21 protein-coding genes and 2 pseudogenes are annotated in these 21,496 nt (G+C 41.4%); 21 read left to right on the top strand and 2 right to left on the bottom strand.

Annotation, left to right across the window (positions count from 1 at the left end; genetic code table 11):
- The first annotated feature begins 315 nt into the window (after positions 1–315).
- The 6 genes and pseudogenes from LFLEISCH_RS12295 (at position 316) to LFLEISCH_RS12270 (ending at position 5,632) form a co-directional block, all read left to right on the top strand.
- A complete protein-coding gene (locus tag LFLEISCH_RS12295) occupies positions 316–1,017 on the top strand; it encodes a metal ABC transporter ATP-binding protein (protein WP_007477007.1) in 702 nt (233 codons plus the stop codon).
- 13 nt (positions 1,018–1,030) lie between these two features.
- Positions 1,031–1,865, top strand: a pseudogene (locus tag LFLEISCH_RS12290) (metal ABC transporter permease).
- Positions 1,866–1,890: 25 nt separating this feature from the next.
- Positions 1,891–2,789: pseudogene (locus tag LFLEISCH_RS12285) on the top strand (metal ABC transporter substrate-binding protein).
- 104 nt (positions 2,790–2,893) lie between these two features.
- Entirely contained in the window at positions 2,894–4,183 is a 1,290-nt protein-coding gene (locus LFLEISCH_RS12280; protein WP_007477004.1) for an NCS2 family permease, read from the top strand.
- A 61-nt stretch (positions 4,184–4,244) separates the two neighbouring features.
- Entirely contained in the window at positions 4,245–4,715 is a 471-nt protein-coding gene (gene lspA, locus LFLEISCH_RS12275) for a signal peptidase II (RefSeq protein ID WP_007477002.1), read from the top strand.
- Positions 4,712–5,632 (top strand): RluA family pseudouridine synthase, encoded by a 921-nt coding sequence (locus tag LFLEISCH_RS12270; RefSeq protein WP_007477000.1) that lies wholly within the window; start codon positions 4,712–4,714, stop codon positions 5,630–5,632. Before lspA ends, LFLEISCH_RS12270 begins: the two co-directional genes overlap by 4 nt.
- A 36-nt stretch (positions 5,633–5,668) precedes the next feature.
- Here LFLEISCH_RS12270 and LFLEISCH_RS12265 read toward each other — a convergent pair whose 3' ends face one another.
- Positions 5,669–5,863, bottom strand: coding sequence for a hypothetical protein (locus LFLEISCH_RS12265; RefSeq protein ID WP_007476998.1), 195 nt, complete (start codon positions 5,861–5,863; stop codon positions 5,669–5,671).
- Between the two features lie 244 nt (positions 5,864–6,107).
- Here LFLEISCH_RS12265 and pyrR point away from each other — a divergent pair, with 244 nt between their 5' ends.
- The 10 genes from pyrR (at position 6,108) to pyrE (ending at position 17,574) form a co-directional block, all read left to right on the top strand.
- Positions 6,108–6,653, top strand: a complete 546-nt coding sequence (gene pyrR, locus LFLEISCH_RS12260; protein WP_007476995.1) for a bifunctional pyr operon transcriptional regulator/uracil phosphoribosyltransferase PyrR — start codon at positions 6,108–6,110, stop codon at positions 6,651–6,653.
- Positions 6,654–6,770: 117 nt separating this feature from the next.
- The gene (locus LFLEISCH_RS12255; protein ID WP_007476993.1) at positions 6,771–8,045 is read left to right on the top strand and encodes a solute carrier family 23 protein; all 1,275 of its coding nucleotides are present in this window, start codon (positions 6,771–6,773) and stop codon (positions 8,043–8,045) included.
- Positions 8,046–8,114: 69 nt separating this feature from the next.
- Complete coding sequence (locus tag LFLEISCH_RS12250; protein ID WP_007476991.1) at positions 8,115–9,002, top strand: aspartate carbamoyltransferase catalytic subunit; 888 nt, start codon at positions 8,115–8,117, stop codon at positions 9,000–9,002.
- Positions 9,003–9,012: 10 nt separating this feature from the next.
- A complete protein-coding gene (locus tag LFLEISCH_RS12245; protein ID WP_007476989.1) occupies positions 9,013–10,290 on the top strand; it encodes a dihydroorotase in 1,278 nt (425 codons plus the stop codon).
- On the top strand, positions 10,287–11,381 hold the full coding sequence (locus LFLEISCH_RS12240; RefSeq protein WP_036063207.1) for a carbamoyl phosphate synthase small subunit: 1,095 nt from the start codon (positions 10,287–10,289) through the stop codon (positions 11,379–11,381). Before LFLEISCH_RS12245 ends, LFLEISCH_RS12240 begins: the two co-directional genes overlap by 4 nt.
- A complete protein-coding gene (gene carB, locus LFLEISCH_RS12235; protein ID WP_007476985.1) occupies positions 11,374–14,559 on the top strand; it encodes a carbamoyl-phosphate synthase large subunit in 3,186 nt (1,061 codons plus the stop codon). Before LFLEISCH_RS12240 ends, carB begins: the two co-directional genes overlap by 8 nt.
- A gap of 21 nt (positions 14,560–14,580) precedes the next feature.
- Positions 14,581–15,342 carry a dihydroorotate dehydrogenase electron transfer subunit gene (locus LFLEISCH_RS12230; protein ID WP_007476983.1) on the top strand — a complete coding sequence of 254 codons (762 nt, stop codon included), beginning with the start codon at positions 14,581–14,583 and terminating at the stop codon, positions 15,340–15,342.
- Entirely contained in the window at positions 15,339–16,253 is a 915-nt protein-coding gene (locus LFLEISCH_RS12225) for a dihydroorotate dehydrogenase (RefSeq protein ID WP_007476981.1), read from the top strand. Before LFLEISCH_RS12230 ends, LFLEISCH_RS12225 begins: the two co-directional genes overlap by 4 nt.
- On the top strand, positions 16,250–16,951 hold the full coding sequence (pyrF, locus tag LFLEISCH_RS12220) for an orotidine-5'-phosphate decarboxylase (protein ID WP_007476979.1): 702 nt from the start codon (positions 16,250–16,252) through the stop codon (positions 16,949–16,951). The genes LFLEISCH_RS12225 and pyrF overlap by 4 nt, the downstream gene beginning before the upstream one ends.
- Entirely contained in the window at positions 16,948–17,574 is a 627-nt protein-coding gene (pyrE, locus tag LFLEISCH_RS12215; protein ID WP_007476977.1) for an orotate phosphoribosyltransferase, read from the top strand. Before pyrF ends, pyrE begins: the two co-directional genes overlap by 4 nt.
- A 31-nt stretch (positions 17,575–17,605) precedes the next feature.
- Here the strand turns inward: pyrE and LFLEISCH_RS12210 are convergent, their stop codons facing one another.
- Positions 17,606–18,448, bottom strand: coding sequence for a mechanosensitive ion channel family protein (locus LFLEISCH_RS12210; protein WP_007476975.1), 843 nt, complete (start codon positions 18,446–18,448; stop codon positions 17,606–17,608).
- Positions 18,449–18,757: 309 nt separating this feature from the next.
- Here LFLEISCH_RS12210 and LFLEISCH_RS12205 point away from each other — a divergent pair, with 309 nt between their 5' ends.
- From LFLEISCH_RS12205 to LFLEISCH_RS16250, 5 genes are all read left to right on the top strand, one after another.
- Positions 18,758–19,249, top strand: a complete 492-nt coding sequence (locus LFLEISCH_RS12205) for a PTS sugar transporter subunit IIA (RefSeq protein ID WP_007476973.1) — start codon at positions 18,758–18,760, stop codon at positions 19,247–19,249.
- 58 nt (positions 19,250–19,307) lie between these two features.
- The gene (locus tag LFLEISCH_RS12200; RefSeq protein WP_040504869.1) at positions 19,308–20,138 is read left to right on the top strand and encodes a PRD domain-containing protein; all 831 of its coding nucleotides are present in this window, start codon (positions 19,308–19,310) and stop codon (positions 20,136–20,138) included.
- Between the two features lie 19 nt (positions 20,139–20,157).
- Positions 20,158–20,631: a PTS transporter subunit EIIC gene (locus tag LFLEISCH_RS12195; RefSeq protein WP_040504868.1), complete on the top strand. Its 474-nt coding sequence runs from the start codon at positions 20,158–20,160 to the stop codon at positions 20,629–20,631.
- Between the two features lie 31 nt (positions 20,632–20,662).
- Positions 20,663–21,040: a PTS transporter subunit EIIC gene (locus tag LFLEISCH_RS16255; protein WP_051057318.1), complete on the top strand. Its 378-nt coding sequence runs from the start codon at positions 20,663–20,665 to the stop codon at positions 21,038–21,040.
- Positions 21,003–21,496 (top strand): PTS transporter subunit EIIC (locus LFLEISCH_RS16250; protein ID WP_007476965.1); only part of this gene is annotated, 494 nt, incomplete at its 3' end. The genes LFLEISCH_RS16255 and LFLEISCH_RS16250, both read left to right, overlap by 38 nt.

The following is a 21,496-nucleotide window of genomic DNA, read 5'->3' as shown; positions in this document are numbered from 1 at the left end:
GTAAAAGAAATAAGTGAAAAGAAGACGTGAACTCATTATAAACCGGTTTTCGTTTTCAACCCAAGTAAAGAATCAAAAAGRAATTTAAACGTTTAGTTAAAAAAAATTAGCCGATTCTATTTGATAGTAAAACTCAACGTTTACGCAAAACAAAATGACGCACGTCAAAAAACCTTATTCAGAATGAATAAGGTTTTTTTGTTGGGAAAATCTTGCCTTTTTAAAATGTATTCGCTATACTAATATAAAAGTTTCCTTGAGGAAACTTTTTAGCTCTAAGCTAAAATTATTAGTTTTAATAAAAAGGAGGCTGTCATGTATATTTCAAATTTAACGGTCTACTATAAGGAAAAGCGCGTATTAGACCATATTCATATGGCAATCAAAACAGGTTGCATAACCGGTATTATCGGGCCGAACGGGGCGGGTAAGTCGACACTTTTAAAAGCCATGTTAGGCTTAATAAAATCTGAAAGTGGGGAAGCGACGCTATTTGATGTTCCGTTTAACCAGATTAAACAAAAAATCGCATATGTTCCGCAGCGTAGTGAAATCGATTTAACTTTTCCCATTAACGTTTTAGAAATGGTCTTGCTTGGAACTTATCCGAGCTTAGCGCTTACGCGAAAACCGAAAAGAAAAGAAAAAGAAAAGGCGCTTCATGCGCTACGGCAAGTGGATATGGAAAGCTATCAAAAAAAACAAATTGGCGAACTTTCCGGTGGGCAACTACAACGCATTTTTATGGCAAGAGCACTCGCGCAAGATGCTGAAATTTTTCTGCTGGATGAACCTTTTGTTGGAATTGACGTGACGAGTGAGGCACTCATTATAAGTTTACTCAAGAAGCTTCGGGATGACGGAAAAACGCTCCTAGTTGTCCATCATGATTTTCAAAAAGTAGCCGATTATTTTGATGAAATTATTTTGCTCAATAAAAAATTAATTACGATAGGCCCAGTCGAAGAACATTTCACAGACGAGATGATTAAAAAAGCCTATGCTATTAAGGCTTAATAAGGAGGATAAAATGCTGTTTTTAGAAGGCTTATTGGAATATCAATTTTTACAAAAAGCGTTACTCACTTCTATTGTAGTTGGCATTGTTTGCGGGGTTATTGGAAGTTTTATTATTCTTAGAGGAATGTCACTAATGGGTGATGCGATTAGTCACGCGGTTTTACCCGGTGTAGCCATTTCATATTTAATGGGGATTAATTTCTTCTTTGGCGCTGTCTTTTTTGGAATCTTAGCGGCACTTGGCATTGGGTATGTGGACCAAAAAAGTAGAATTAAAAGCGATACAGCTATCGGCATTGTATTTAGCGCTTTTTTCGCACTCGGCGTGATTTTGATTACACTCGCGAAAAGTAGTACAGATTTATATCATATTTTATTTGGAAATGTATTAGCCGTTCGCACATCAGACATGTGGCTAACCATCTGGATTGCCTTCATTGTGATACTATTAATTGCCCTTTTTTATAAAGAGCTGTTCATTAGCTCGTTTGACCCTGTTGTAGCAGAAGCTTACGGCTATAATACACGCCTACTTCATTATTTCCTGATGCTCCTTTTAACCCTCGTCACCGTAAGCGCCCTTCAAACAGTGGGGATTATTTTAGTCGTGGCCATGCTCATCACACCAGCAGCCACCGCCTATCTACTCACCCATCGCTTAAAGACAATGATTATTTTTAGCCGCTCTCTTTGGTGCCATAAGCGCTTTAATCGGCCTCTACCTAAGCTATCGCTACAATTTGGCCTCTGGTGCTACCATAGTTCTTTCAGCCACCCTCATGTTTATCGTTACTTTTATTACTCAAAACCTTATTTTTGCGAAAAAAAGAGGAGGAGTCAGATGAAACTTAAAAAAAACTTTTTTTTATCATGAGCGTCCTAGCCCTATTCATCCTAAGCGCTTGTTCATCACAAAACCAAGAACCAAAAAACGAAAAGTTACAAGTAGTCACCACCTATTCGATTCTTAAAGATATGGCCACACAAGTTGGCGGAGATAAAATTGATGTCTATAGCATCGTACCAACCGGAGTAGACCCACATGAATACGATTTGCTCCCGGAAAATATTCAAAAAGCAAGCGATGCCGATCTTATTTTTTATAACGGTTTAAATCTCGAAACAGGAAATGGTTGGTTCACGAAAATGCTTGAAACAGCCGGGAAAAGTAAACAAGATGCGACCGTTTTAAGTGAAGGTGTGAAGCCAAAGTATTTAACAGAAAAAGGCAAAGAGAGCGAAACAGACCCACACGCCTGGCTTGACGTATCTAACGGAATGATTTATGTAGAAAATATTTTAAAAACCCTCATTAAAAAAAGACCCCGAAAATCAAGCGTATTATGAAAAAAATGCCAAAAACTATATGGCCAAACTCGAAAAATTGGATAAAGAAGGGCGTGCTCTGTTTGATGATTTAAATGACAATCAAAAAACCCTCGTGACAAGCGAAGGTGCATTTAAATATTTCGCAGCACGCTACGGACTCACACCCGCTTATATTTGGGAAATTAATACAGAAAATGCGGGAACACCTGAGCAGATGCAGAAGATTATTCATACCATTCGAAATGAAAAAGTGAAAAGTCTTTTTGTAGAAACAAGTGTAGATAAAAGAAGCATGGAAAGTGTGGCGAAAGAGACAGACCTTCCTATTGTGGCACAATTATTTACAGACTCTACGGCTAAAAAGGGAAGAAGAGGGAGATACGTATTATGACATGATGCGACTGAATTTTGAGCGCATTCATAATGGCTTAAATAAGTAATTTAATCTTCATTTACTTTTACGTATTTGTTTGTTATACTTTTATCTTGTGACAAGGCGTATCCTTGTGGGTTGGGAGAGGGACAATTTCATAGAGGGAAGAAAATGAAAAAAGTATTTGAACAAATGTTCCAGTTAAAAAAGGAAGGGACGACAATTCGTACAGAACTTCTTGCTGGAATGATTGGCTTTTTCACCGTTGTATACATCATTGTTGTCAACAGTTCGATTTTGAGCGAAGCAGGAATGAGTTACGAGGGCGTTGTCATCGCAACGATTTTTATTTCCGTAGTTGGCTGTTTCATTATGGGTTTTTGGGCCAATTTGCCGCTTATTTTAATGCCCGGTATGGGGATTAATGCGCTATTTGCCTATAGCTTAGTGAACACGATGGGGCTGTCATTTGAACAAGCACTCGCTGTTGTCGTTTTAAGTGGTATCATTTTTATGGTGCTTGCCTTTACACCTTTAGCCAGAAAATTAAATGAAGCTATCCCGCTTGTATTAAAGCAAGCGATCACGGTTGGATTAGGCTTCTTCTTAATTTTACTAGGCCTAGAAAAAGGTGGTATTGTAACGCGTGGTAGCCATTCGATTTTGGCGCTTGGGAAATTAGATGACCCAGCCGTTCTTGCCACTATTCTCACGCTTTTTGTGACGATGATTTTAGTCATTCGAAAAGTACCTGGAGGCTTTTTAGTGAGCCTGATTATCGGGACGATTATAGGCTATTTCTTTGGGATAAACGGGAAGGTTAGTGCTGGTGCGCTTAGTTTAACCCCGTTTAAAGAGGTATTCTTTAAACTCGATTTTTCTGGCATCACAGAAGTAGCGTTTTGGTCCGGTGTCTTTTCACTGACGATGGTAGTCGTATTTGAAACAGTCGGCTTAACATACGGCCAAGTGCGCCAACTGAAGCACGAAGAACGTTTACCACGAGTGATTCAGGCGAGTTCTGTGACCGTATTTTTATCTGGTATTTTTGGAACAAGTCCAACTGTTTCCGCACTAGAAAGCGGTTCGATGATAGCAAGCAATGCCAAAACAGGCCTTGCCAGTATAACAACCGGTGTCTTATTCTTATGTTCGCTCTTTTTAATGCCCTTTCTGTCAGTGATTCCAAATAGTGCAGTGGCTCCGATTTTAGTGATTATCGGAATGTCCATGGTACAAGAACTGAAAGAAATGGATTTGAAAAATCCGGCGAATAGTTTTTCGAGCCTACTCATTATTGTCATTATCCCTTTCGCCTACAGTATCGCGGACGGAATTGCAGCAGGTTTTATCGCCTATCCGATTTTACATCTATTTGTAAAAAAAGAAGAAAAGATTTCACCTGTTATGTATGTGATTGCGGCTTTATTTTTAGCGCAATATATTTTACAATGGATATAATGACTCGGAAAAGCTGCCCAGTCGATTGGGTGGCTTTTCTTTTTGGAAAAGAGGAGTGTAGATGTACTATTATTATCTCATCACGCTTGCCGTTTTAATTGTCGATCAATTTACGAAATGGCTAGTGGTACAAAATATGGAAATTGGTGAACAAATTACAGTTATCCCTAATTTTCTATACTGGTTAAGCTATAGAAATAACGGCGCAGCATGGAGTATCCTAGAAGGGAAAATGTGGCTCTTTTACGCGATTACGATAGTCGTTGTAGGTATTATTATTTATATTATGCAAAAGTACGCAAAAGGTCACACACTTTTTTCCATCAGCTTAGCGCTCATATTAGGGGGGGCTCTTGGGAACTTCATTGACCGAGTGTTGCACCAGGAAGTTGTGGATTTTATCGCTACCGTGTGGGGAAATTATCATTTTCCTATTTTCAACATAGCCGATGCCTCACTTTCTGTAGGGGTTGTGCTTATGCTCATCTATGTCTTCTTAGATGACCGCAAAACGAAAGGAACGAATTCATGACAAAAGAACAAATCATTATTCATGAAGACATAAAAGGAACGCGTCTCGACAAGGCGCTTAGCGAACTTACAGATTTGAGTCGGTCGCTTATCCAGTCTATGTTAAAATCAGGTGATATTTTAGTTAATAATGAAAGTGTGAAAGCAAACTATAAAGTGCAAACAGGCGACACCATCACCTATCAAATTCGGGAGGCCACAGAACTTGTTGCGGAAGCAGAAGATATCCCACTAGATATTTATTACGAAGATAAAGACGTGCTTGTCGTGAATAAACCTCAAGGAATGGTCGTTCATCCTGCTGCAGGTCATATGTCGGGAACGCTTGTAAACGCGCTACTCTATCATTGCCAAGATCTTTCTGGGATAAACGGAGTGATTCGCCCCGGCATTGTTCACCGTATTGATAAAGATACATCAGGCCTTCTAATGGTCGCAAAAAATGATGAGGCACACGTTTCACTTTCAAGTCAATTAAAGAATAAAACGAGTGACCGAATTTATTTAGCGCTCGTTCATGGTGACATTAAGCACCAAAAAGGAACCATCGAAGCGCCCATTGGCCGAGCAAAAGAGGATCGTAAAAAAATGGCGGTTGTGGCGGATGGCAAAGAGGCTCGTACGCATTTTGAGGTTGTCGAACGTTTTGGTGATTATACGCTTATAAAATGTCAATTAGATACAGGACGTACGCATCAAATTCGCGTTCATTTAAAATACATCGGTCATCCTCTTGCCGCTGACCCGAAATACGGACCTAAAAACACATTAAACGGTCATGGTCAGTTTTTACACGCAAGTGAGTTAGGATTTGAACATCCAACAACCGGCGAGCGCCTGCATTTTGAAGCCCCGCTACCAAATATTTTTGAAGAAACCCTGAGTAGACTACGTGAAAAGAGTGAGAGGGACTTGTAACGCGGTCGATACCATTATATAACTAGTTATTTTCATTTAAAAACCAAAATAAAAACCATTCTCTCCGTCACCGAAAGAATGGTTTTTATTTTGATATAAGACGTCTTTTTTCGTTTTTGTTTTGCGCGTCGTTAAGTCAAGTGTGTGGAAGGGACTGCGTTTTATTTCCGGATTTAGACGACCTTCGCGCACAAGCTTTTCGCGGTATTTTTTTGCTTTTGATTTAGCCATAAATGCCACTCCTTTACAATATTCTTTTGCTATTATAACATAATTCTATTTTTCGGGTGAAAAGCATTGACACACTCCTTTTTTTCCTGTAAGCTAAAAAAGAATTAAAGAGAACCTTTAAGTAATAGTCCAGAGAGGCTAAAAAGGTAAACGTTTTGTATAGGGAAAGTGTATTCCCAACGACACGATACGTGTACCCTTCGCCGCTTTGGTGAAGGGTTTTTTGTATATAAAGGAGGACATTATGGCAGAAAAAGTAGTTGTCATGGACAAAGCAGCAGTGGGTCGTGCCCTTACTCGTGTTAGCTACGAAATTATTGAGCGTAACAAAGGCGCCAAAAACCTTGCCCTCGTGGGAATAAAAACGCGTGGTATTTTCCTTGCAAAACGAATTGCAGCGCGCATACAGGAAATTGAAAACGTAACGGTCCCGGTTGGGGAAGTTGATATCGCGCTTTATCGTGACGATTTAAGTTTTAAGAACGAGGAAACGAGGGAACCATCTGTAAACGGCTCGGAAATCCCGTTTTCTTTAGAAGGGAAAAAGATTGTGTTAGTGGACGATGTGCTCTATACAGGGCGGACGGTTCGCGCGGCGATGGATGCGCTAATGGATGTCGGTCGGCCTGAACAAATTGAGCTTGCGGTTCTTGCGGATCGTGGGCACCGGGAACTGCCGATTCGAGCGGATTTTGTTGGTAAAAATGTTCCCACTTCAAAAGAAGAACGGATTGAAGTTCATCTTTCCGAGGTGGACACAGATGAAGATGCGATTATGATTTTAAAATAAAACACTTTTTAAATGCAGTCCAGAGAGGCTAGCAAAGAGTGCGTGTAGAGGTAAACTCTATCCTTCCTAACTCTTTGCTAAGCGCAGGGAGTTTTTTAATTCAAAGGAGAGAAAAAAATGTCAGAACAACAAATGGAAGCAAAACCGGTACTAGATATTCATGAAAAACCAACTTGGAATAAATGGATTGTCTTAAGTATCCAACATCTTTTTACTATGTTTGGTTCAACGATATTTGTACCGAGTGTAACAGGAATGAATCCTGGTGTCGCACTTGTATCGAGTGGACTTGGAACACTTGCATATTTACTTATTACGCGTGGAAAAATTCCGGCTTACTTAGGCTCCTCATTCGCGTTTATTCAGCCACTTACGATGTTTATGATGGACGAGCATTCACCTGGTTCAGTTATGGTGGGGACTTTCTCAGTCGGTGTCGTTTATGCGATTATCTCGCTCATTGTTTACTACGCCGGTGTGGATTGGATTCAAAAAGTGTTGCCACCAGTTGTAGTAGGGCCTGTTATTATGGTAATCGGACTTAGTCTTGCACCGAGTGCGGCTTCTATGGCGATGGGAACTAATTCAGGAGACTATAGTTTTGAGTCTGTTGCTGTCGCGCTTATTACTCTGATGGCTGCGATTATCGCGATGATTGCCTTTAAAGGCTTTTTCGGACTCATTCCTATTTTATTCGGATTTTTCGTTGGCTACATTGTGAGTATTCCATTTGGACTTGTCGATTTTACTTTAATCAAACAAGCGAGTTTGTTCCAAATTCCGGACTTCACGATTCCATTTGTGGATGCAGATCCGGTTGTAACGGCAACGGTCATCATTAGTATGGCGCCACTTGCATTCGTCACGATGGCTGAACATATGGGGCACCAACTCGTTTTAAACAAAATTACGAATCGAAATTTCTTTAAAGATCCAGGCTTGCATCGTTCCCTAATCGCGGACGGGACAGCATCTGTTATTGCTTCACTAATTGGCGGACCTCCTGTTACGACTTACGGGGAAAATATCGGGGTTCTTGCGATTACACGTGTCTACAGCGTCTTCGTGATTGGTGGTGCCGCGGTATTCGCTGTATTATTCGGTTTTATCGGCTATATCAATGCCATTATTACTTCGGTGCCACAAGCTGTTTTAGGCGGCATCTCATTCCTACTCTTCGGGGTTATCGCATCAAGCGGACTTCGAATGATGATTGATAATAAAATAGATTTAAATATTAACCGCAATTTAATTATTACTTCTGTCGTGCTCGTTATCGGCATCGGTGGCTTCTTCGTCGAAATTAATTCCGTTAAAATTACTGGGATGGCGATGGCGGCTGTCGTTGGGATCATTTTAAACTTAATTATTCCCGAGAAGAAAAAAGCGTAGTCAAAAAGCCTCTTTTGGGAATTTCTAAAAGAGGCCTTTATATAGAAAAATGGAAGGTGGCGTATGTTCATGAAACATCTTTTGACGATGGATGAACTCAGCAAGGAAGAAATTGAAGAACTTTTAAACCGAGCCGCTTTTTTTAAAAAAGCAAAAAAAACGAAATTCGAAAAAGAAGTGTACGCCGTCAATTTGTTTTTCGAACCAAGTACAAGAACACATACAAGCTTTGAAATGGCTGAAAAGAAGCTCGGCATAAACGTACTTAGTTTTGAGCCCGGGGCATCTAGCATCACAAAAGGCGAATCCCTTTACGATACAGCACTAACCATGCAGGCTATTGGAGTAGATGTTGCTGTGATAAGACATCAAGATGAAAATTTCTTCGATGCACTCCGCTCACTCGATATGGCGATTATAAACGGCGGGGACGGGTGCGGCGAACATCCAAGTCAGTGTTTACTCGACCTGTTTACCATTCAAGAACAATTTGGCTATTTCGAAGGGTTGAAAGTCGGAATTGTGGGGGATATTTCACATAGCCGAGTCGCCAATTCCAATATGAAGGTATTAAAACGCCTAGGCGCTTCACTATATTTTGCCGGACCGGATAGTTGGTTTAAGAAAGAGCAGACCACTTACGGGAAACACATAGCCATGGATGAACTAGTGAAAAACGTCGATGTTGTCATGCTACTTCGGGTACAACATGAGCGGCACGACGAGGAAATAAAGTTTGATAAAGAGACGTATCACAAAACATTTGGCTTAACGGAAGAAAGAGCAGGGTTGATGCGTGAAAATGCGATTATTATGCATCCAAGCCCAGTCAATCGTGACGCTGAAATTGCAGATTCTTTAGTGGAATCAGAAAAATCGCGCATTATTACACAAATGACCAATGGCGTTTATATTCGAATGGCAATTTTAGAAGCCGTTTTAAAAGAAAAGAAATGAGGGTGAAAACATGTATATTTTAAAAAATGGAAAAATCTTAGACGAAAACGGGAAACTCATCACACGCGACATCTTAATCAGCGATGATAAAATTGCCAAAATCGCAGAAAACATTCACGAAGAATCGGCAAAAGTGATTGATGTAAGTGGAAAATTTATTTCACCTGGCTTGATTGACGTGCATGTTCATTTGCGCGAACCAGGCGGAGAACATAAAGAAACCATCGAAACAGGAACGAAAGCAGCGGCTAAAGGTGGATATACAACGGTTTGCTCGATGCCGAATACCAAACCCGTTCCAGATACGCCAGAAAAAATGGATGCACTAGTCGAACGAATAAACGAAACCGCACGCGTTCGTGTTTTACCATATGCGTCGATTACAAAAGAACTTGGAACAGATGAACTGGTAGACTTTTCCGGATTAAAAAGGGCAGGTGCTTTTGCTTTTACCGATGACGGGGTAGGCGTGCAACTTGCAGGCACGATGTATATGGCGATGCAAGCGGCAGCTAAACTTGATATGGCCGTTGTGGCGCATTGCGAGGACAATTCACTTGTATACGGCGGTGTTGTCCATGACGGAAAATTTGCACAAAAAGAAGGCTTAAAAGGGATTCCGAATATTGCGGAGTCCGTACAAATTGCGCGGGATGTCTTGCTTGCCGAGGCGGCAGGGTGTCATTATCATGTTTGTCACATTTCCACAAAAGAATCTGTGCGTGTCGTAAGGGATGCTAAGCGGGCAGGGATACATGTAACGGCAGAAGTATCGCCGCATCACCTGCTTTTAAATGAAGAGGATATACCGGGAAATATTGGAAACTGGAAAATGAATCCACCACTTCGAAGCCGCGCAGACCAAGACGCACTTTTAGAAGGTTTACGTGATGGCACGATTGATTTCATTGCAACAGACCATGCGCCTCATGCGGAAAATGAAAAGAATGTTTCGATGGAAAAAGCAGCATTTGGTATTGTGGGACTTGAAACGGCATTTCCACTGCTCTACACCCACTTTGTCAAAAATGGGGACTGGACGCTAAAAGAGCTAATTGATTACATGGCAGTTAAGCCTTCTGAGGTGTTTAAATTGCCGTACGGAAGTCTTAGAGTCGCTGACGTAGCAGATATTACGGTAATCGATTTAGATAAAGAAGAAGAAATTAATCCCGAAACATTTTTATCAAAAGGAAAAAATACACCATTTGCTGGCGTGTCATGCTTCGGCTGGCCCGTTCTTACAATCTCGCGCGGCGAAATCGTCTATTCTTGGGGGGATAAATAATGAAAAGAATGTTAATGCTTGAAGATGGTACTTATTTTATCGGTGAAAAGATTGGCTCTGACAAGGAAACAATCGGGGAAGTGGTGTTTAATACGGGGATGACGGGCTATCAGGAAACCATCACCGACCCTTCGTACTACGGCCAAATGATTACATTCACGTATCCGCTCGTTGGAAATTATGGCATCAACCGTGATGATTTCGAATCGATTCAACCGGTTGTAAAAGGGGTGATTGTTCGTGAGGCGGCTGATTTTGCTTCCAACTGGCGTGAACAAATGACGCTTGACGAATTTTTGAAAGAAAAAGACATTCCTGGTATTGCCGGAATTGATACGCGTAAACTCACCAAAATGATTCGCAGCGCCGGCACTCTAAAAGGCATTTTAGCCCCAGCAGAGGCTGATAAAGAAAAACTTTTGCACCACCTGCGTTCGGTTAGACTGCCTAACGACCAAGTGAGTGAGGTTTCTTCTAGAAAGCCATTTGCGAGTCCGGGTGAAGGAAAGCGTGTGGTCTTAGTTGATTACGGGGTGAAAGGTTCTATTTTAAAAGAATTAAATAAACGCAACTGTCATGTAACGGTTGTACCATATTATACGACAGCAAAAGAAATCTTAAATATGCATCCGGATGGCGTGATGTTATCAAACGGACCAGGAGATCCAAAAGATGTGCCGGAAGCAACCGAAATGATTTTAGGGCTGCAAGGGATGGTACCACTTTTTGGCATCTGCTTAGGTCACCAATTATTCGCGCTTGCAAACGGGGCAGATACTTTTAAAATGAAATTCGGTCACCGCGGCGCGAACCATCCTGTGAAAGAACTTCGTACAGGTCGTGTTGACTTTACTGCGCAAAATCATGGTTATTCAGTCGATGCAGATTCGATTCTTAAGACTGATTTAGTTGTCACGCATGTCGAACTGAACGACGGGACGATTGAAGGACTCGCGCATAGCGAGTATCCTGCCTTTACAGTGCAATATCATCCAGAAGCAAACCCAGGACCAAGCGATGTGAATTACTTATTTGATCAGTTTATGGAAATGATGGATTTAGAACGGGAAGGACGGATGAAAAATGCCTAAACGCGAGGATATTAAGACGATTTTAGTTATTGGCTCTGGTCCCATTATTATTGGACAAGCCGCGGAATTTGATTATGCTGGTACACAAGCATGTTTGAGCTTAAAAGAGGAAGGATATCGTGTCGTCTTAGTGAACTCGAATCCCGCAACCATTATGACGGATGCTGAAATGGCCGATAAAGTGTATATCGAACCAATCACGCTAGATTTCGTTTCACGTATCATTAGAAAAGAGCGTCCAGAAGCAATTTTACCAACATTAGGCGGGCAAACGGGTCTAAATATGGCTATGGAACTCTCGAATGCAGGTATTTTGGAAGAAATGAATGTCGAGGTGCTCGGAACTGATTTAACGGCCATCAAAAAAGCGGAAGACCGCGAGGCGTTTCGTGATTTAATGCATGAACTTGGTCAGCCGGTTCCGGAAAGCGAGATTATTCATTCATTAGAAGAAGCGGAAGCATTCGTAAGCCAGATTGGTTATCCTGTTATTGTTCGTCCTGCTTACACTTTAGGAGGTTCAGGCGGTGGCATTTGCCATAATGATAAGGAGCTTTCTGAAATTGTTCAAAGCGGTTTAAAACTAAGTCCGGTGACGCAGTGTTTACTTGAAAGAAGTATTGCAGGCTTTAAAGAAGTGGAATACGAAGTGATGCGCGATGCAAACGATAATGCAATGGTTGTTTGTAACATGGAAAACATGGATCCTGTCGGCATACATACGGGGGACTCTATTGTAGTGGCGCCTAGTCAAACGTTATCAGACCGCGAATATCAATTACTACGTGATGTTTCCTTGAAAATCATTCGCGCGCTTGAAATTGAAGGTGGCTGTAATGTTCAGTTAGCGCTAGATCCAGATAGCTATGCGTATTATGTCATTGAGGTGAATCCGCGTGTGAGTCGCTCATCGGCGCTAGCTTCAAAAGCAACCGGTTATCCTATCGCGAAATTAGCCGCTAAAATTGCAGTTGGTCTAACGCTTGATGAAATAAAAAACCCGGTTACAGGAACCACTTTCGCCCATTTTGAACCTGCACTCGATTATGTCGTCGCAAAAATTCCACGCTTCCCGTTTGATAAATTTGAAAATGGCGATAGAAGACTTGGCACACAAATGAAAGCAACGGGTGAAGTCATGGCCATCGGTCGCACATGGGAAGAAGCCCTCTTAAAAGCGGCGCGCTCCCTTGAAATCGGCGCAAATCACGTATATTTGGACGAAGCAGAGGCGGCATCTTTAGAGAAGCTAGAACAAAAAATTCGTTTTCCAGAAGATGATAGACTGTTCTTCTTGGCTGCTGCCCTAAGACGTGGGGAAACCATTACCTCCCTTCACGAAAAAACAAAAATCGATCTTTTCTTCCTGTATAAATTAGAAAAAATCATTCAGCTTGAAATGAAATTAAAAGAGCAGAAGGGAGACCTTGAGGCTTTATATGAAGCTAAACGAATGGGCTTCTCTGATGCGTTTATTGCCAAACTTTGGGAAACAAGTGAAACGGCACTGTATGAACTTCGCAAACAAGAAAACATGCAACCTGTGTATAAAATGGTGGATACTTGTGCCGCCGAGTTCGCCTCCAGTACACCCTATTTTTATAGTAGCTATGAAGAAGAAAATGAATCCATTCGCTCGTCAAAAGAAAAAGTTGTCGTATTAGGTTCTGGTCCAATCCGAATTGGGCAAGGTGTCGAATTTGACTACGCGACCGTTCATTCAGTCTGGGCCATCCAACAAGCGGGTTTTGAAGCCATCATTATTAATAACAATCCAGAAACGGTCTCCACCGATTTTTCCATCTCAGACAAGCTTTATTTTGAACCGCTAACGCTTGAAGATGTCATGCATGTCATTGAACTTGAACAGCCGCGTGGGGTGGTCATTCAATTTGGCGGTCAAACAGCCATTAATTTAGCAGAAGGCCTCGCTGAACGTGGCGTGACCATTTTAGGAACCAGCTTAGAAGATATCGACCGGGCTGAAAACCGCGATAAATTCGAGAAAGCACTTGAAATGTTACAAATTCCGCAACCAGCAGGAAAAACGGCCACATCGGCAGAAGAAGCGCTTGAAGTTGCCGCGACTATCGGCTATCCCGTTTTAGTTCGACCATCTTATGTTCTTGGTGGTAGGGCGATGGAAATTGTTGAATCGAAAGAAGCCCTTACCTACTATATGGAAAATGCAGTAAAAGTAAATCCCAAACATCCGGTGCTCGTTGACCGTTATGTAAAAGGACAGGAAGTAGAAGTGGATGCGATTAGTGACGGAAAAGATGTACTTATTCCGGGCATTATGGAGCATATCGAACGCGCTGGTGTGCACTCTGGCGATTCTATTGCCGTCTATCCGGCCCAAAGTTTAAGCCAAAATGTCAAGCAACTCATTACAGAATACACAACCAAACTTGCGACAGGACTCGGCATTATCGGCATGCTTAATATTCAATATGTCGTAAGCGGCGAAGAGGTGTTTGTCATTGAAGTCAACCCACGCTCCAGTCGGACAGCACCATTTTTAAGTAAAATTACCGACATTCCAATGGCCAATGTAGCTACAAAAGTCATTTTAGGAAAAAGCTTAAAAGAACTTGGCTTTATGCCAGGACTTGCTCGTGAGAAAAAAGAAATTTTTGTTAAAGTACCGGTTTTCTCTTTTGCCAAACTGCGCAGTGTAGATACTTCACTCGGCCCAGAAATGAAGTCAACAGGAGAAGTCATGGGGAAAGATGTCACCCTTGAAAAAGCCTTGTACAAAGGGTTTGTCGCAAGCGGTACGAAAATGCATGATTACGGAACCGTACTTCTTACGATAGCTGATCGGGATAAAAAAGAAGCCATTACGCTTGCAGAGCGATTTAATAACATAGGTTTCACCATTATGGCTACCGCTGGAACGTCTAAAGTCCTAGAAGAAGCAGGCATTCGCGTATCCGAAGTGAAAAAAATTGGAGAAAATCATGAAACGCTCCTTGATTATATCCAAAGCGGACAAATCACATTAGTCGTCAATACACTAACAAGCGGCAAACGTCCAGAACGTGACGGTTTCCAAATTCGCCGCGAGTCTGTGGAAAATGGCATCCCAGTCTGTACCTCCCTCGATACAGCAGAAGCCATTTTACGCGTACTCGAATCACGTTCCTTTGAATTAGAAGCAATTCAATCCGTCTAAAAAATGCGGGAGGCGATAACAATGGAAGCGAAAAAAATGAAAGTAATCAAACAAAATGAAATAGCCGACCGTGTCTATGAGCTCGTTTTACGCGGAGAGGACGTACTGGAGGCAAAACCGGGACAGTTTTTAATGATTAAGCCGGACCGGGAAGACTTGCTTTTAAGGCGACCAATTAGTATTGCAGCGTATGATAAAGAGCGAAGCGAATGCACACTTATTTACCGAGTGGAGGGCTGCGGGACGCGTCAAATGTCCACTTTACAGGCCGGGGATTTAGTAGATAGTTTAGGGCCACTCGGAAATGGTTTTAAAGTAGAGGAAAAATTAGCTGGTAAGCAGGTACTCGTTGTTGGGGGAGGGATTGGCGTTCCTCCTTTATACCAACTAGGAAAAGAATTGCAGAAAATCGGCGCTAAAGTAACGTTTGTAAATGGTTTTTCGTCTAAAAAGGATATTTTTTACGAGGCGGAAATGGCCGAAATCGGCGAGGTCCATATTAGTACGGTAGATGGAACATTTGGCACACGCGGTTTTGTGACCGATATAACGAATCAGTTTGACTGGACGCCAGACGCTGTTTTTAGTTGCGGACCAAGAGCGATGCTTAGAGCCGTTCAAACGAACTTTCAAGGGGCCGAAGTGTATCTTTCGCTGGAAGAACGGATGGCCTGCGGAATCGGGGCGTGCTATGCATGTGTTGCGCGCGCAAATGAAGAAGGTAAGCAATTTAAAGTCTGCCAAGATGGTCCCGTTTTTCATGCAAAAGAGGTGAAATTATGAACCGTTTAGAAGTGAATATTCCAGGTTTACACTTGAAAAATCCGATTATGCCGGCCTCTGGTTGTTTTGGTTTCGGCCGTGAATACGCCAAACTGTTTGACTTAAATCAACTTGGTGCCATCATGGTAAAAGCCTGCACGCCTGAGCCGCGCCTTGGAAACCCGACGCCCAGAATCGCGGAGACGCCTAGTGGTATGTTAAATGCCATCGGACTTCAAAATCCCGGTTTAGAAAGTGTCTTGCAAAACGAATTACCTTTCCTCGAACAATTTGACACCCCCATCATTGCCAATGTGGCGGGAGCAACCGAAGAAGATTATGTAACAGTTTGCGCACGAATTGGGGATGCCAAAGCCGTTAAAGCGATTGAACTCAATATTTCTTGTCCGAATGTAAAACACGGTGGTATTGCTTTTGGAACAGACCCGGAAGTCGCTTACCGTTTAACAAAAGCCGTAAAAGAAGTTGCTAAAGTCCCTATCTATGTTAAACTTTCGCCTAATGTGACAGACATTAAAGAAATTGCACAAGCGATAGCAGAAGCAGGTGCAGACGGCCTAACAATGATTAATACTCTTCTTGGCATGCGCTTTGACTTAAAAACGCGTAAGCCGATAATTGCAAACGGGACGGGCGGTTTATCTGGCCCTGCAATTAAACCGGTTGCCATTCGAATGGTGCATGAAGTTCGTAGTATTACCCAAATTCCAATCATTGGAATGGGCGGCGTAAAGACAGTAGATGATGTATTAGAATTTCTAATTGCCGGAGCTGATGCGGTCGCAGTCGGCACGCTTAATTTTACAGATCCGCATATTTGTCCTAAGCTGATTGAGGCTCTTCCTGCTCGCATGGATGAACTTGGCATTGCGACATTAAAAGAATTAAGGAAAGAAGGGGCAGGTAGATGACAAAACCGATTATTGCGCTAGACTTTAGTACGGCTGAACAAGTCGAAGGATTTTTAGCCAAAATAGCAGAAGAACAATTGGCGCTAAAGGTAGGTATGGAGCTTTTCTATTCTGCTGGCCCTGCGTTTATTCGTGAGCTTAAAAATAGTGGGCACGCTATTTTTCTAGATTTAAAGTTGCATGATATTCCGAACACAGTAGAGCGTGCGATGCGAGTCATTGCAGGGCTTGGTGTGGATATGGTAAATGTTCATGCTGCGGGAGGAAAACGGATGATGGAGGCCGCGCTTTCGGGACTGGAGTCGGGGAGTAAGTCAGGAAAACGTCCAAAATTGATTGCTGTGACGCAATTAACCAGTACGAGTGAGCAAGAGATGCAGAAAGAGCAACAAATTAAGACATCCTTACTCGATTCTGTTTTACATTATAGTGAACTAGCTTACTCAGCTGGGCTTGACGGGGTTGTTTGCTCAGCGTTTGAGGCAGCGGAAATTGAAAAAAGGACCCATGTCGATTTTTTACGCGTCACACCTGGCATTCGTCTATTAAACGCTAAAGCAGATGACCAAAAGCGAATTGTGACACCGAGTGATGCGAGACGCATGAAAGCAAGTTCTATTGTAGTTGGAAGACCAATTACACAGGCAGAAAATCCGCAAATCGCTTATCATAAAATTGTAGAGGAGTGGGGAAAATGATTGAAAAACAAACAGCAGAGGCACTACTAAAAATTAAGGCTGTATTTTTACAACCTAATAATCCATTTACATGGGCATCAGGTTTAAAGTCACCGATATATTGTGATAATCGCTTAACGTTAGGTTTTCCAAAAGTGCGTAAGTTGATTGCTATGCATTTGGCAGAACGTATTCAAAAAGAGTTTCCGGATTGTGAAGTCATTGCGGGCACTGCAACAGCTGGGATTCCCCATGCGGCTTGGGTAAGTGATTTACTAAATTTACCAATGGTGTATGTGCGCGGTGAAGCTAAAAAACACGGTAAAGGAAATCAAATTGAAGGAAAGATTGAATCAGGCCAAAAAGTAGTGGTCATTGAAGACCTTATTTCAACAGGTGGAAGTTCTTTAAAAGCCGTTTCCGCCCTTCAGGAAGCGGGATGTGAGGTGCTTGGCATTGCGGCTATCTTTACATATGGCTTACCAGTCAGCATAGCGCGATTTGATGAAGCAAATGTACGTTTAATCACACTAACGAACTATGAAACACTTATTGATGTGGCCATTGAAGAAGGTTATGTAAGTGAAAATGAACGCCAAATTTTGAAAGAATGGAATAAAAATCCAGAAGCATTTGGAAAATAAAAAGTGCCCACATCGGGCACTTTTTATGTTTTTATGTGGTTTGCGGCGTAGTCACAACAGTTGGTAGAGGTAATTCGATTCCGCCGGCAATGAGGGCAGTGCGGATTTCTTTTAGTAGGTCGCGCTTCACATTGAGTTGTTCGCCGTTAACTGCCTTTCCTACCACACGAATAATCATATTCGCCCCGTCAGAACTTTCCACGCCCAGTACAACAGGTGTTTCCACAATATTTTTATTATGTTCTTTCATCGCTTGGCACACGTCATTAATGATGCGCATCGCTTTTTCCGTGTCAGCAGTTGGGCTAACGGCCACATCCACAAGTACACGCATATTGCCGCGAGAATGGTTACTCACAATCATAATTTGACGATTCGGGATAAAATGGAGGGTGCCGTCGAAGTCACGAACCTGCGTTGTTCTTAGGCCTAAATTCTCCACGATACCATTTACAGCATCAATCGTAATGCTATCTCCAACATCTAGTTGACGTTCAAGAAGAATGAAAAAACCTGTGACCACATCGCTAACAAGACCCTGAGCGCCAAAAGCGATGGCAAGACTCATAACACCAGCGCCCGCAATAATAGCCGTGACATTCATAAAGTTTTGTAGAATCAAAATAGCAAAAGTGAAAAATAAAACATAGCCAAATACGTTATTCGTTAATCCCTCAAGGGTATCAGCTCGGCCGTTTGAGACCGCTTGATTAGCCCGATATTTTTTGAAAAAACTGCGTATGATTTTCCGACCAGCATATTTGATTATAAAATATAAAACAACAAGTATGGCGATGCGAATGCCAATCGAAATGACATTACCCCAAAAAGCGTCCCAATCTATCGCACCTAGCCATTTTGAAAACTGATTCACGATTCGTGTCACGTCCTTCTTCTAAATTCTTATTTATTGTATCAAACGAAAGCTTAGACATCAACGGAATACCTTATTTCAAAAATTTTTCACTAATTTTATGAAAAGGGTTGCTTTTTTTAACATTAAAAGGTAATATAGATTTGCCAAAGAGATTTAATACGTTTTCATGTTACTGTTACGAACAGGCATGGAGAGCCTAAGCTAGTTTCTATAACTAGTTATTACGCCCTCCGTGTCTTTTTTAATTTCATCTTAGAATCTATTGTTGTACAATAGGTGGGAAGACAAGCCTTAGGAGGAAAGATAATGTTTAAAAAAATGTTTAAAAAAGAAAAAGACGAAACGATTTTTGCACATGCAACAGGAACTTTTGTTGCGCTTAGTGAAGTACCAGACCCAGTGTTTAGTCAAAAGATGATGGGGGAAGGTATTGCTATTAAGCCAGCGGACGGAACAGTTGTTGCCCCTGCTGATGGAGAAATTATTCAGCTTGCTGACACCAAACATGCTTTTGGTATCCGTACAGAACTCGGACAAGAGATTCTGGTCCATATTGGTCTTGAAACGGTAGCTTTAAAAGGTGAAGGGTTTGAAGTCTTAACCACGATGGGTGCAAAAGTGAAAAAAGGTGACCCGCTAATTAAAGCTGATTTAGACTTTATTGAAAAAAATGCAAGTAGCACAATCATTCCAATGGTCGTGACAAATAGTGCAGAAGATAAATTTGATTTTGACTGGAAAAACCTAACCAACACAGTTGCTGGTGAAACAGAAGTTTTCGTTTCTAAATTAAAATAATACATGCAAGGGAGAATTTTCTCCCTTGCATCTAAAATGCGATGAAAGGGGAGCTGGCGTGAAGATCATTCGAATATTAAACAATAATGCAGTGGTCGTTTCCGACGGGGACCAAGAAAAAATCGCGATTGGTGGAGGAATAGCTTTTCAAAAAAAACGAAATGATATAGTTTCACCGAGTAAAATTGAAAAAATGTTTGTCATGCAAGAAGAGTCAGAACATTTTCAAGAGTTATTACATCGTATTAATGAAGAATATTTTTCAATCTCAGAAGAAATTATTTCATACGCAGAAGCCACACTAGGTGGCAAATTAAATGAGCATATTCATATTGCATTAACGGACCATCTTGCCTTTTCAATTGAAAGGATAAAAGAAGGAATTATTCTTCAAAATAAACTATTAAATGAAATTAAAGTGTTGTATGAAACCGAATTTAAAATCGGCTTATGGGCAATTAATCACGTAAAGGAACGTTTTGGGTTAGACATGCCAATTGATGAGGCCGCGTATATTGCGCTTCATATACATACAGCTAAAATGGGTTCTGGAGACATCCATGAAAGTGTACGCCAAGCAACGATTATTTCAAGTATGGTTGAAACTATCACGACAGCGCTTCAGATTACACTTTCTGGTCAAGATATAGCATACGAACGACTAATCACGCATCTTCGTTTTGTCTTAAATCGTGTTGAGAAAAAAGAACTGCACACCATGGATGACGAGATGCTGAAGATGATTAAGTCTAAATTTGAATTTAGTTTTAATACTGCAAAAAAGGTAGCATTACTTTTACAAAAAGACTATCAAAAATCCCTGCCTGATGCGGAATTAGGATATATTGCCCTTCATGTGGAAAGACTTCGGAGTTTTTGGGGAAAATAAAAAATTAGGAGGAATAAAAATGGATGTATTAAAAAGATTTGCGATTGGCGCAGTATACCCAATTGTTGCCCTTATCATCATTGGGATTTTCTGGTTAGCGATGCAAACTGGAATGAACGCAATGGAATCCATTTATAATGGTCTTATACTTATGTTTCCATTAATCGTATCAATGGGGATTGCGATTGGGATGTCAAAAGATCAAAGCGGAGCGGCTGCTCTTGCTGGTGCTGTTGGCTGGTTAGTTTATGGTGCGGTTATCGTATCACTCAATTATCCGAAAAATGGCGTATTTACACCTACTGAGTTTTCTGCTAACTTTAACTTTTTCAGTGGTATTTATATGGGAATAACTGCTGGTGTGCTTTACAATAAATTTTATAATATCCGCCTTCCAGAATGGTTAGCTTTCTTTGGTGGACGCCGATTTGTACCTATTGTGACATCGGTTGTAGCCTTATTTATTGGCGCATTTGTTGCGGCAATATTCTAAAGATATTGAAAAAGGAAATGGAGGAAATGAAATGTTAGGTGGATTGCAAAAAATCGGAAAAGCGCTAATGTTGCCAATTGCCGTACTACCTGCTGCTGGTCTTTTAAACCGACTAGGCGCAGATGATGTATTTAATGTACCATTCATTCACTCTGGTGGAGCCGCACTATTTACATTTTTATCTTTACTCTTTGCGATTGGTATTTCGATTGGATTATCACGTGATAATAGCGGAGCTGCCGGTTTAAACGGAGCACTGGTCTTCTTTATTTTAAATTTTGGTGTAATTGGAGTTAATGAAAGCATTAATATGGGCGTTTTCGCTGGTTTTATTGCTGGTTTAACTGCATCCATTTTATATAATTATTTATATGATAAAAAAACTTTTTGGAAATCAAAGCTTCTTTGATGGACGTCATTTAGCACTTATTATTAATGCTGTTTTAGCACTTGCTTTAGTTGCGATATTTGGCTTTGCTTGGCCAACAATTCAAGATGGTCTTGATGCTCTTAATGGTTGGATTACAAGTGCGGGTGCGTTCGGTGCAGGTGTGTTCGGGGTCTTAAACCGCGGATTAATTCCGACAGGCCTTCACCACGTTTTAAACACATATCTATGGTTTGGTTACGGTGATTTTGTAGATGCTGCCGGACAAATGGTTCATGGTGATATTAACCGTTTCTTCGCCGGAGATCCTACAGCCGGAACATTCCAAGTAGGGTTCTTCCCAATCATGATGTTCGGTCTTCCAGGTGCTGCACTTGCTATGTACCTCACTTCTAAGAAAAAAAATCGAAAAGAAGTCGGCGGGATGTTCTCGCTCGCCTTTACAGCCTTTTTAACAGGTATTACAGAGCCGATAGA

The sequence above is a fragment of the Listeria fleischmannii subsp. fleischmannii LU2006-1 genome, assembly GCF_000344175.1.
GTDB classification, from domain to species: Bacteria; Bacillota; Bacilli; order Lactobacillales; family Listeriaceae; genus Listeria; species Listeria fleischmannii.
This window is presented reverse-complemented; position numbering and strand designations above follow the sequence as displayed.

Bases quoted from the DNA above. Each gene is read 5' to 3' on its own strand.
- pyrE (WP_007476977.1), top strand. From the start codon at position 16,948: ATGATTGAAAAACAAACAGCAGAGGCACTACTAAAAATTAAGGCTGTA.
- LFLEISCH_RS12270 (WP_007477000.1), top strand. From the start codon at position 4,712: ATGACAAAAGAACAAATCATTATTCATGAAGACATAAAAGGAACGCGT.
- pyrR (WP_007476995.1), top strand. From the start codon at position 6,108: ATGGCAGAAAAAGTAGTTGTCATGGACAAAGCAGCAGTGGGTCGTGCC.
- LFLEISCH_RS12255 (WP_007476993.1), top strand. From the start codon at position 6,771: ATGTCAGAACAACAAATGGAAGCAAAACCGGTACTAGATATTCATGAA.
- LFLEISCH_RS16255 (WP_051057318.1), top strand. From the start codon at position 20,663: ATGTTAGGTGGATTGCAAAAAATCGGAAAAGCGCTAATGTTGCCAATT.
- lspA (WP_007477002.1), top strand. From the start codon at position 4,245: ATGTACTATTATTATCTCATCACGCTTGCCGTTTTAATTGTCGATCAA.
- LFLEISCH_RS12225 (WP_007476981.1), top strand. From the start codon at position 15,339: ATGAACCGTTTAGAAGTGAATATTCCAGGTTTACACTTGAAAAATCCG.
- LFLEISCH_RS12265 (WP_007476998.1), bottom strand. From the start codon at position 5,863: ATGGCTAAATCAAAAGCAAAAAAATACCGCGAAAAGCTTGTGCGCGAA.
- LFLEISCH_RS12280 (WP_007477004.1), top strand. From the start codon at position 2,894: ATGAAAAAAGTATTTGAACAAATGTTCCAGTTAAAAAAGGAAGGGACG.
- LFLEISCH_RS12195 (WP_040504868.1), top strand. From the start codon at position 20,158: ATGGATGTATTAAAAAGATTTGCGATTGGCGCAGTATACCCAATTGTT.
- LFLEISCH_RS12245 (WP_007476989.1), top strand. From the start codon at position 9,013: ATGTATATTTTAAAAAATGGAAAAATCTTAGACGAAAACGGGAAACTC.
- LFLEISCH_RS12205 (WP_007476973.1), top strand. From the start codon at position 18,758: ATGTTTAAAAAAATGTTTAAAAAAGAAAAAGACGAAACGATTTTTGCA.
- LFLEISCH_RS12295 (WP_007477007.1), top strand. From the start codon at position 316: ATGTATATTTCAAATTTAACGGTCTACTATAAGGAAAAGCGCGTATTA.
- LFLEISCH_RS12250 (WP_007476991.1), top strand. From the start codon at position 8,115: ATGAAACATCTTTTGACGATGGATGAACTCAGCAAGGAAGAAATTGAA.
- pyrF (WP_007476979.1), top strand. From the start codon at position 16,250: ATGACAAAACCGATTATTGCGCTAGACTTTAGTACGGCTGAACAAGTC.
- LFLEISCH_RS12230 (WP_007476983.1), top strand. From the start codon at position 14,581: ATGGAAGCGAAAAAAATGAAAGTAATCAAACAAAATGAAATAGCCGAC.
- carB (WP_007476985.1), top strand. From the start codon at position 11,374: ATGCCTAAACGCGAGGATATTAAGACGATTTTAGTTATTGGCTCTGGT.